Genomic DNA, 9,883 nt, shown 5'->3' with positions numbered 1-9,883 from the left:
ATAGCCAGGAAAATGCACGGATCGCGGAGGGATATGGACCGCGGCTTCGCGTCTGGCTATGCGCAGAGGGGCATCAATCGCACATGAAAGGAATCGTAATGAATAACAGCGATCTGGCCGACAGCATTGCGGCCGCAAACGGCCTGTCGAAGGCCGATGCGCGCAAGGTTGTCGACGGCGTGTTCGCCGCGATCGCCGATGCGGCGGCCAAGGGAGAGGAAGTGTCGCTCAACGGTTTCGGCAAGTTCAAGGTGAAGGACACGCCCGCCCGCGAAGGCCGCAATCCCGCCACCGGGGCTACCATTCAGATCGCCGCTTCCAAGAAGCTGAGCTTCGCGCCTGCCAAGGCGGTGAAGGACAAGTTGAACGGTTGATCCGGTAAATGAATTTCGACGACCAGCTTCACCGTTATTTCGGAAGCGCGCGACTGGACGGTCTGACTCCTGAAGCCATGGCGGCTGGCGTCGAAAAAATGCGCGTCGACTTCGGTCTGGAAACGGATCGGAGTCGACGTTTCGCTCTCTGGTCGCTGCTGTTCCTGTTGGGGGACGCGCCGGACATCGATGCGGCTTTTGCGGATTCCGCGGATCGCGACGCGGCGCGGAACTTCATGGAATTGATCGACAAGGCGGAATGAAATCGCGCTGAAGGGCGGAACCCTGATCCTATTCGGATCGCGCGGCGCCCCGAATTATATTTGCATCAACGCGTAGATTTACTTCTGCCCAAGAAAACTCCAATACATGAGGTCATCCGATTCGATGGAGAAGGCGGCATATTATGACTGACGGCGTGAATTCTGACCTCAACATGCTCGCGGTTCAGCTTTTGAGCGCTTATGTCGCCAATAATACAGTGCCGCGAGAAGATCTGGTGGAACTCATCCGTTCGACACGTGCCGCATTGGATGAGCCGGTGAAGGAAGCGGCGCCGCCTGCCGAACAGCCGCCGGTCGCCGCCGTATCGGTTCGCAAGAGCCTTGCTTCCGCCGACCATATTCTCAGTATGATCGATGGCAAACCCTATAAGACCTTGAAGCGTCATCTTGCGACGCATGGCATGACCCCGGACGAATATCGGACCAAATTCGGTTTGCCCAAGACCTATCCTATGGTCGCGCCCAGCTATTCGGAACGGCGGCGCGCCGTTGCGAAGGAAGTCGGTCTGGGCCAGAGGCGGGCCGAAAGCATGCCGGCGGCTGGAGCCACGAAGGAAAAGACGAAATCCGTCAATGGAGGCAAGGCGGCACCCAGTAAGCCGCGCACTGTGCCGGTATCCGTCGACACCACCGCGCCGGTGGCCCCCGCGCCGGCCGTCAAGCAGCCCAAGGCCGCGAAAGCGCCGTCCAAGGCCCGCGCGCCGCGAAAGACCGCTGCGCGCAAGGCCGACTAGCTTGGCATGACAGGGGAAGGAAGCGGCTTCCTTTCCCCTCCCTCCCTCCAGTCCTGTGCGGGCCCCCCGAATATTTCGATGGCGCGGCCCGGTGATCGGCGTCATGAAGCTTTCCTGTCCTTCGACATAGGCCGGGCAAGTTCAGGAGGGTGGAGATATGACGGGCACCGCATTCATCACGGGCGCGACAGCGGGCATCGGGGCTGCTTCGGCCCGGCGTTTCGTGGCGGCAGGCTGGAAGGTGGTCGTGACGGGCCGCCGCGCAGATCGCCTGGAAGCGCTGGTGACGGAACTGGGCGCGGACAAGGTCCATGCCATCGCCTTCGACATGCGCGACGATGCCGCGATCGATCTTGCCGTCTCTACTTTGCCTCCGGCCTTTGCCGGCATCGATCTTCTGATCAACAATGCCGGTCTGGCGTTGGGAACGGCGCCCGCCCAGCAGGCCGACCTGGCGCAATGGCGACAGATGATCGACACCAATGTGACGGGCCTGGTGACCATCACCCACAAGCTGTTGCCTACGCTCATCGCCCGCAGGGGCGGGATCATCAATCTGAGTTCGGTCGCGGCGACCTATCCCTATAGGGGGGGGAATGTCTATGGCGGGACCAAGGCGTTCGTCCGGCAGTTCAGCCTGGACCTGCGATCCGATCTGCATGGAACGGGGGTCCGCGTCACATCCATCGAGCCGGGCATGGTGGAAACCGAGTTCACCCTGATCCGTACTGGAAGCCAAGCCGCCTCCGAAAGGCTATATGACGGCACCTCGCCCATGACGGGTGAGGATATTGCGGAAACGCTTTTGTGGGTGGCGTCACAGCCGGCCCATCTCAACATCAATGCCATTGAACTGATGCCGGTCAGCCAATCCTTCGCCGGTTTCCAGATCGCCCGCCACCCTTGAGGGGAGGATGCCCGGAGCGGGAAGGCCGCTCCGGGCATGGAACGCCTAGTTCCCGTATTTTTTATCTGCCTTGACGGCCTTGTGGGCAGCCCCGGTCAATTCCGCGGCTTCGATGCCGTAAAGGGCGGCGGCGGCTTGAAGCAGGGAAACGGAATAGGTGGGCTGGGCCTGATGGCCCGAACGATATTTATCGTGCATGATATATCCTTTCCCGGCGACGATGGTCAGCCGGAACGGCGTGAATGCATGGCCTGTGGAAATGCCGTCCCATGGCTTGCGCCAGAGGCGGATAGTACCGGCCGGGTGATGTGGCTGGAAGTCCGGGTGAACCGGTTCTCTATTCGGTTGTCATGGTATCGCGCATCATATCATCCCCAATCATGGTGGGGGGAACACGACACTGGCGTTATCGCCCTGGCATCGTGCGCTTTAGCCGTTGGTGACGCGGAGCAAGCTGCATCCCGATCAAAAGCCGCGGGTCCACTGCCGATGTTTTCCATCCGGCACGATGACCAACCGTGCCGCGTGAGCCATCTCTACTTAATCGATAGATTGTTTCTGGCAATCAAATCATGCTTGTCGGCGCGATAGCTGCCCTATGGCGCGCCACCTGCTTGTATCAAGGACGGAAATCCCATCGTCGCAGGTCAATCTGTCCTCCCGCTTCGATCGTCAGTTCGCCGAAAGCGCCCGTCCGCAATTTCAACGAAGCGAGCGGAAGGCCAAGGGCGACGAGCGCGAAGCGTGCCGCGCCGTTGCTGGTGACCAGGATATCCGCGCCTTCCCCTTCCTCGGCGAAATAGGTCCGCCATGCAGCGATGCGCTCTTCGGCATCGACACGCCAGTGTCTGGGCGCGATGGCCTGCTCGTCCCATGCGGCAATGGCGTCCGCGCCGATCCGGGCCAGCACCTCTGTTTCGGGAAGCCCTTCATCCGGACCATGATCGATCTCATTGAGCCATGGCAGGAAGGCATCGACGGATTTGCCCAGCGTGCCGCCTATCCGTTCCGCCGTTTCCCTCGCGCGCTGGAGCGGTCCCGAAAAAATATGCCGGATCGCTATGGACTGGCCGGCAAACCATGCGCCCAGCCGATCGGCCTGCACCCGGCCCGAGGCCACGAGCGGAATGTCCGTCCCTGCGCCAATACGGCGGGCTTGGGCGCCGCTTTCGAACGTATTGCCGTGCCGGACGATGAAGATGCGGCGGGTCATGGACAAAGGGTCATGGCAAAGGAGGCGTTGGATCGCCGTGGATGGCGATCAGCGCTTCGACGCGGGCGATGTCCTCTTCGGTATCGATGCCCGAACTGTCGAAAAGGGGAGAGGCGACCGGAACGGTCGTGACGGCAATGCCCAATTCAAGCAGCCGCAACTGCTCCAGTCCTTCCAGCCTTTCCAGTTCGGTCGGGGCCGCTTGTTCGAACCGTGTCAGTGCCTCCATCGCATAGCCATAGAGGCCGACATGGCGCCAGACCGGAGAAAGCGGCTCCGTCCGGCGCAAGGCCGCTTCATCGCGGATGGCGGGAATGATCATCTTGGAAAACCAGAGCGCCCGGCCATCCGCAGCGCGCGCGCAGATCGTGCCGCTGAAGGGCGAACGGCTCTTATGGCCCCGCAGCGCATCAAGCGCGTCCCAATCCAGCGCGATCACGGGCGTGGCCACCCGTGCTCCTGCCCGCAGGGACGAGATGACGGCGGACAGGGCGCCCTCCGGCTGGAAGGGGGAATCGCCTTGCAGGTTGACGACGAAGCGGGGCGGGACGGGCCTGGCCAGCGCTGCGGCCAGCGCCCGTCCCGATCCCGTGGCGATGGCGCTGTCCGTCATCACCGCCTCGCAGCCTGCCGTGCGGGCGTGGCCGGCGATCCCGTCATCATCGGTCGCTACCACGAGATCGATGTCCGGCAGGCTCCCCATGGCGGCGCGCGCCATGGCGATGGTCCGATGCAGCAGGCTGCGCCCCGCGATCATGCGCAGGGGCTTGCGCGGAAGGCGGGATGATCCTGCCCGCGCCGGAATGACGACCAATATGGTCAGGCGACCCCGGCTTCGAGCAGATCGTGCATGTGGACCGCGCCTACCAGACGTTCCTCCTCGCACACGAAGAAGAGCATGACGCTGCTGTCGTGCATCCGGCGCAAGGCTTCCGATGCCAGTTCGTCCGGACCCACCGACAGGGGCGTGGTCGTCATGAATTGTCCGATGGATGTGGTCAATTCCTGCCCGGCCGTGAGGCTGCGGCGCAAATCCCCGTCGGTGAAGACGCCGATCAGCCGGTCGCGGCTGTCGACGATGGCCGTGCCGCCGAGCCGGCCCCGCGTCATTTCGATCGTGGCTTCCAGCAGCGTAGCGTCTTCCCGCACCTTGGGAACGTCATCGCCCGAGGCCATCAATTCGCGTACCTTGACCAGTTGCGCGCCCAGACTGCCATTGGGGTGGAACTTATGAAAATCGTCGGCGGAAAAACCGCGCATTTCCATCAGGGAAACGGCGAGGGCATCGCCGAAAGCCATCTGGACCGTGGTCGAGGTGGTCGGGGCGAGCGAATTGGGGCAGGCTTCGCGCACAGGAGGCATCAGGATGCAGATGTCGGCCGCCTGCGCGACGGTGCTGTCCGGCTGCGCCGTCATGGCGGCGAGGGGTATGGCGAAGCGCTTGCAATATTGGATGATCGGGCCAAGTTCCGTGGATTCGCCCGAATGGGAGAGCATCAGCACGAGGTCTGCGGGTGTGACCATGCCCAGATCGCCATGACCGGCATCCGCCGGGTGCAGGAAGATCGCGGGCGTGCCCGTGGAAGTCAGCGTCGCCGTCATCTTCCGCGCGACGATGCCGCTCTTGCCGATGCCGGTGACGATTACGCGGCCGCGCACGTTCATGACCATCCCGGCCAGACGAAGGAAAGTCGCTGCGAAGTCGCGTTCCGAGAACCGCGCCTCCAATGCATGAAGCCCGCTGGCGGCGACGGCTAGACTGCGGCAGGCGGTTTCGATGATGTGCCCGCCTGATTTGAATGGCACAATATTGGCTACTGTCGACACGCATTCGTCCCTTTTCGCGTATCGCTCCGGCCCCATCCGGTTGACGAAACACGCTGACGACCACTTTGCATGGATCGCCTGTTATCTTGTTTTTCCCCGGCCCTCATCTCCCGCCGGGAGAAGATGACTTACGACATTTTGGTGACTTATGGCAATCTATTATACTCTTGGGAGATAGGACCGATCCGGATCGTCTTTGGGCGAAGTCCGGTCAAACGCCGCCAAAGCGGGGCAAGCTGCGGAACCTTTTGCCGCCGCGCGCGTGCCGTTCACCCGCGGCCGCGGTGATAGTCGCGATACCAGGAGACGAATCGCGGCACGCCCGCCTCGATGCCGGTCGTCGGCGCGAAGCCGACGTCGCCCGCGATGGCGCTGATGTCCGCATAGGTGGCGGGGACGTCGCCCGGCTGCATGGGTTGGAAATCCATCTCCGCCTTCCGGCCGCAGGCTTCTTCGAGCACGGCGATCAGATGCATCAGTTCTTCGGGCCGGTTGTTGCCGATATTGTAAAGGCGATGCGGCGCGCGGCTGCCCCCTGCCTTCAGCGCGCCGTCATCGGGCGGCGCATTGTCGAGGCAGGCGATGACGCCGGCGACGATGTCGTCGATATAGGTGAAGTCGCGCTGCATCCGGCCATGGTTGAACACGGGGATCGGTTCGCCGGCCAGGATCTTCGACGTGAAAATCCACATCGCCATGTCGGGCCTGCCCCACGGGCCATAGACGGTAAAGAAGCGCAGGCCCGTCATCGGTATGCGGAAGAGATGGGCGTAGGTCTCGCTCATCAACTCGTCCGCGCGCTTGGTGGCGGCATAGAGCGAGACGGGATGGTCGGCCCGGTCCTCGACCCGGAAGGGCAGGCTGTCATTGCCGCCATAGACGGAGGATGACGAGGCATAGACGAGGTGGCGCACCCGCCGCTCGCGCGCCAGTTCCAGCATGTTGACATGGCCCGCTAGATTGGAACGCACATAGGCGTGGGGATTGACCAGCGAATAGCGGACCCCGGCCTGCGCGCCCAGATGGATGATCGCTTCCACCGGATGATCGGCCAGCATCGCCTGAAGCGCGGCCATGTCGGCAAAATCGAGTTCGGCGAAGGTGAACAGCTTGCCGTGGCGCTCCGACAGGGCGGCGACGCGATCACGCTTGAGCGACACCGCATAATAATCGTTCATATTGTCGATGCCGATGACCGCGCGCCCATCCCGCAACAGGCGGTCGGCGACCTGCATGCCGATGAAGCCGGCCGCGCCGGTGACGAGAATGGTCATGCGAATGTCCGATGCTGCAATGGGCCGAAATTCCGTGGCATGAAGCTGACTCCCTGCGTTCCGGTCAAGACGACATTGTTCCCGATGTAAAGGGTCTTGCGCCCAATATCGTCCATGGGAAGGCCCATGGCGAGCACGGCTTAGCTATTCCCTAATCTTTGCCGCCTATGGGCATGAAGATGGATATGGCAATGCATCCTTCCGTGCCGGCGGCTTATCCCGATGCGTCCTTGCGTCACGCGCGTTGGGCCGATCTGGCGGCGGCGGCGGCGGAGGCGAATGCCTTTTTCGCGCCCGACATGCTGGAGGCGGCGCTGGACCATCTGGCGGCGCACCGGGGCGTGCGGCTGATCGAGGTGCAGGAGGAGGGGCGCTCCATCGGCCTCTTGCCGGTGGCCGTTTCATCCAGCCATGGCCGGCTGCCTGTGTCCTGCGTCGTCAACTGGATGCACGACCATTGCTTTTTCGGCGCGCCGCTGATCCGGCGCGGGCATGAACTGGCCGCGTGGCGCGGTTTTCTGGCGCAACTCGACGGCGCCGACTGGGCGCCGGGTTTCCTGCATGTGGAATGTCTGGACGCGGCCGGGGCCAATGCCGCCGCCCTGGAGGCGCTGTGCGTCGAGCAGCGGCGCGGACGGCGGGAAATCCATCGCTACGACCGCGCCATGCTGCGATCGGACCTTTCCGCCGACGAATATTGGGAAAGTCATGTGCGCGCCAAGAAGCGCAAGGAATTGCGGCGTCTGCAAAAGCGGCTGGCGGAACTGGGGCGGATAGAGACGCGGCTGCTGGTCGATGCGGCGGACCTGCCGGGCTGGTGTCAGGATTTCCTGACGCTGGAGGCCGCGGGCTGGAAGGGCCGGAACGGAACCGCGCTGGTCTGCAAGCGGGAGGATGAGGCTTTTTTCCGCGCATCCTGCGCCGCCGCCCTGGAAGGAGGGCGGCTGCATTTCCTGCGGATGGACATGGACGGGCGCGCCATCGCCATGCTGGTCAATTTCCGCCATGGCGACGGGGCTTTCTCCTTCAAGATCGCCTTCGATGAGGCGTTGGGGCGCTTTTCGCCCGGCGTGCTGATCGAGATCGCCAACCTCCGTGCGGTACAGGGCGAGTCCGGCATAGCCTGGATGGACAGCTGCGCCGCCGCGGATCATCCCATGATCGACAGCCTGTGGGCGGAGCGGCGGACCATCGTCCAGTATCGCATCGCCCTGCGCGGGCGAGGCGCGCGGCGTCTGGCGCGGGGGGCTGCCTTCGCGCTGGCCAATGGCGCCGAACATATCAGCCAGATGATGAAAGGACAGGCATGACCGCCCATGGTTCGATCGCGCCGGGTCGGGAGACCATGACCCGGATATTCCCGGACAGCGCGCGCGTCGCTTTCACTGCCGCCTATCCCGATCAGGCGGTGGCGCTCACGCACGGCCTTGCCGGTCATCCGCTGCTGTCGCTGGAGGCGCTGGCCGATCTGGCGGAGCGGATGCCTGCCGAAAGGGTGGAATATAATCTGGGCGCCTTGCCGCTGGGCGTGGACCCGGCCGATATGCCTGCCAACGGCCTGACGCTGGGCGAGACGATCCGCACCATCGAGACGAACGGAAGCTGGGCCGTGCTCAAGAATGTCGAGCGCGACCCGACCTATGGCGCGCTGCTGGAGCAGGCGCTGGTGGAACTGGAGCCGCTGGTCGCGCGGCGGACCGGGGCGATGCTGCATCGGGAAGCCTTCATCTTCCTGACCTCCCCCGGCAGCGTCACGCCCTTTCACATGGACCCGGAGCATAATATCCTGCTTCAGATCCGTGGCAGCAAGACGATGACGGTCTTTCCGGCGCGCGACGAGGAACTGGTGCCCGCCCGCAAGAGCGAGGATTTCCACAATGGCGGCCATCGCAACCTGTCGTGGCGGGATGACTTCATGGCGCGGGGCGTTCCCGTTCCGCTGGAGCCGGGCGATGCCATCCATGTGCCGGTGAAGGCGCCGCATTTCGTACGGAACGGGCCCGCCGTTTCGGTCAGCCTGTCGGTCACATGGCGGTCCGAGCGGAGCGTTGCCGAGGGGGAGCTGCACAGTTTCAACGCGCTGTTGCGGCGCTGGAAGATGCCGGTCGGGACAGTCACGGCGCGGCCGGAAAGGCAGATGGCGCGGCGCTTCGTCTATCGCGTCATGCGGAAATTGGGCGCCTGAGCACGCGCCGCAACAGGGCTTCGGCCTCCAGCCGCGGGGAAAAGCGTTCGAGCGCCCACCATTCGAGGCGATCCTCGCAGGTGGCGAGGCTCTGCTTGTAGCGGTCCTTGCCCGCCAGCAGGGAATAGAGACGGAAGGTCCGCGCCGCATAATCGGCGACGGCGGCCGCATGGCAGAGGAGGCCGGGCTTGTCCCTGGCCGAGCGCGGCGCGGCGAAGGCGGACTGATAATTCATCGCCACGCCGCGATGGAGGAAATTGAGGAGCAGCCCCAACGGGCCCCGATCGTCCGTGAAGCGGAGCAGTTCGACATGGCCCTGCTCCAGCCCGTGCCGGGCGATGGTGGCGACGAAATGGCGGAAGGTGGCGCTGTCCCATGCATTGTCCGCATGGCGTCCCTGATTGAGCGTGCGCATCTCCTCCAGCCAGGCTTCGATGTCGGCGGGACGGGCTTTGGCGATATGCGGAAGGGCATCGCCATGTTCCTTCATCGCGCGGCGGATCTGGCTGCGGCTGTTGCTGCTGAGCAGGGAAAGATAGTTGCCCTGCGCGGCGCGAACGGCGTCGAGATCGACCTGATAGACGGGGGAATCGTCCAGCTTGGTCCTGCGATGGACCGGCAGGTCCAGCAGCGGAGAGTCCGGTCTGACGCCCGCCAGATGCACCAGCCGCCAGTCGCGGCGTTCGCCTATCGCGGCAAGGGCGGCTTGGACGGCCGGCTGTTCCTGTCCGGTGAGGGCGAGCAGGCCGTTATATTCGATGAACGGGCGATCCCTGTCCGCATCGCCCGCCTGATGGAGGCAGAGCGTGGCGGCCTTGCCCAACAGGCGCGGCGTCATCGCATGGCCGACGAGCGCCAGCGCCGCGTCCTGCCCTTCCTCATCGGTGACGGCGAGCAGTTCGGGCTGCGCGCCATAAGCCTCCAGCCATGCGCCGATCCATGTCCAGCCAAGGAAAAAGGATGCGTCGGACCGGGCTTCCAGCGTCCGCCAGCGCGCTTCGAGCGTCGTTCGGTCGGGAAGGCGGGAAAAATGCGCGCGAAGGGCCATGCCTTCCCTTGTGGCAAAGGCCCGGCGGGGGTCAAGC

General features: G+C 64.0%; 12 protein-coding genes. 6 read left to right on the top strand and 6 right to left on the bottom strand.

The genetic code is table 11. The features are described 5' to 3' along the window. Positions 1-98 precede the first annotated feature (98 nt). From SCLO_RS09360 to SCLO_RS09345, 4 genes are all read left to right on the top strand, one after another. Complete coding sequence (locus tag SCLO_RS09360; RefSeq protein ID WP_066514991.1) at positions 99-374, top strand: HU family DNA-binding protein; 276 nt, start codon at positions 99-101, stop codon at positions 372-374. Positions 375-382: 8 nt separating this feature from the next. Beyond that, the gene (locus tag SCLO_RS09355) at positions 383-637 is read left to right on the top strand and encodes a hypothetical protein (protein WP_066514989.1); all 255 of its coding nucleotides are present in this window, start codon (positions 383-385) and stop codon (positions 635-637) included. 143 nt (positions 638-780) lie between these two features. After that, positions 781-1,392 carry a MucR family transcriptional regulator gene (locus SCLO_RS09350; protein ID WP_066514984.1) on the top strand — a complete coding sequence of 204 codons (612 nt, stop codon included), beginning with the start codon at positions 781-783 and terminating at the stop codon, positions 1,390-1,392. Between the two features lie 157 nt (positions 1,393-1,549). Next, positions 1,550-2,299, top strand: coding sequence for an SDR family NAD(P)-dependent oxidoreductase (locus SCLO_RS09345; protein ID WP_066514974.1), 750 nt, complete (start codon positions 1,550-1,552; stop codon positions 2,297-2,299). A 45-nt stretch (positions 2,300-2,344) separates the two neighbouring features. On the opposite strand, the gene SCLO_RS23315 is transcribed toward SCLO_RS09345, so the two are convergent. From SCLO_RS23315 to SCLO_RS09325, 5 genes are all read right to left on the bottom strand, one after another. Further along, entirely contained in the window at positions 2,345-2,497 is a 153-nt protein-coding gene (locus SCLO_RS23315) for a hypothetical protein (RefSeq protein ID WP_169800538.1), read from the bottom strand. Positions 2,498-2,918: 421 nt separating this feature from the next. Next, positions 2,919-3,512 carry a histidine phosphatase family protein gene (locus SCLO_RS09340; protein WP_066514973.1) on the bottom strand — a complete coding sequence of 198 codons (594 nt, stop codon included), beginning with the start codon at positions 3,510-3,512 and terminating at the stop codon, positions 2,919-2,921. A gap of 10 nt (positions 3,513-3,522) precedes the next feature. Continuing rightward, positions 3,523-4,326, bottom strand: a complete 804-nt coding sequence (kdsB, locus tag SCLO_RS09335) for a 3-deoxy-manno-octulosonate cytidylyltransferase (protein WP_083948988.1) — start codon at positions 4,324-4,326, stop codon at positions 3,523-3,525. A 5-nt stretch (positions 4,327-4,331) separates the two neighbouring features. Then, complete coding sequence (locus SCLO_RS09330; RefSeq protein WP_066515166.1) at positions 4,332-5,339, bottom strand: KpsF/GutQ family sugar-phosphate isomerase; 1,008 nt, start codon at positions 5,337-5,339, stop codon at positions 4,332-4,334. A gap of 269 nt (positions 5,340-5,608) precedes the next feature. Then, complete coding sequence (locus SCLO_RS09325; RefSeq protein WP_066514972.1) at positions 5,609-6,613, bottom strand: NAD-dependent epimerase/dehydratase family protein; 1,005 nt, start codon at positions 6,611-6,613, stop codon at positions 5,609-5,611. A gap of 179 nt (positions 6,614-6,792) precedes the next feature. Between SCLO_RS09325 and SCLO_RS09320 the strand changes: the two genes are divergently transcribed. Together SCLO_RS09320 and SCLO_RS09315 are read left to right on the top strand one after the other, a co-directional pair. Continuing rightward, positions 6,793-7,923 (top strand): GNAT family N-acetyltransferase, encoded by a 1,131-nt coding sequence (locus SCLO_RS09320; RefSeq protein WP_066514969.1) that lies wholly within the window; start codon positions 6,793-6,795, stop codon positions 7,921-7,923. Beyond that, the gene (locus tag SCLO_RS09315; protein ID WP_066514967.1) at positions 7,920-8,798 is read left to right on the top strand and encodes a cupin-like domain-containing protein; all 879 of its coding nucleotides are present in this window, start codon (positions 7,920-7,922) and stop codon (positions 8,796-8,798) included. The genes SCLO_RS09320 and SCLO_RS09315 overlap by 4 nt, the downstream gene beginning before the upstream one ends. On the opposite strand, the gene SCLO_RS09310 is transcribed toward SCLO_RS09315, so the two are convergent. Beyond that, entirely contained in the window at positions 8,776-9,846 is a 1,071-nt protein-coding gene (locus tag SCLO_RS09310) for a GNAT family N-acetyltransferase (RefSeq protein ID WP_066514965.1), read from the bottom strand. The genes SCLO_RS09315 and SCLO_RS09310 overlap by 23 nt on opposite strands. Between the last annotated feature and the right edge of the window lie 37 nt (positions 9,847-9,883).

This window comes from Sphingobium cloacae, from assembly GCF_002355855.1.
GTDB lineage: Bacteria > Pseudomonadota > Alphaproteobacteria > Sphingomonadales > Sphingomonadaceae > Sphingobium > Sphingobium cloacae.
Note: the sequence above shows the minus strand (reverse complement) of the source record. Positions and strands in the feature narration are given on the sequence as shown.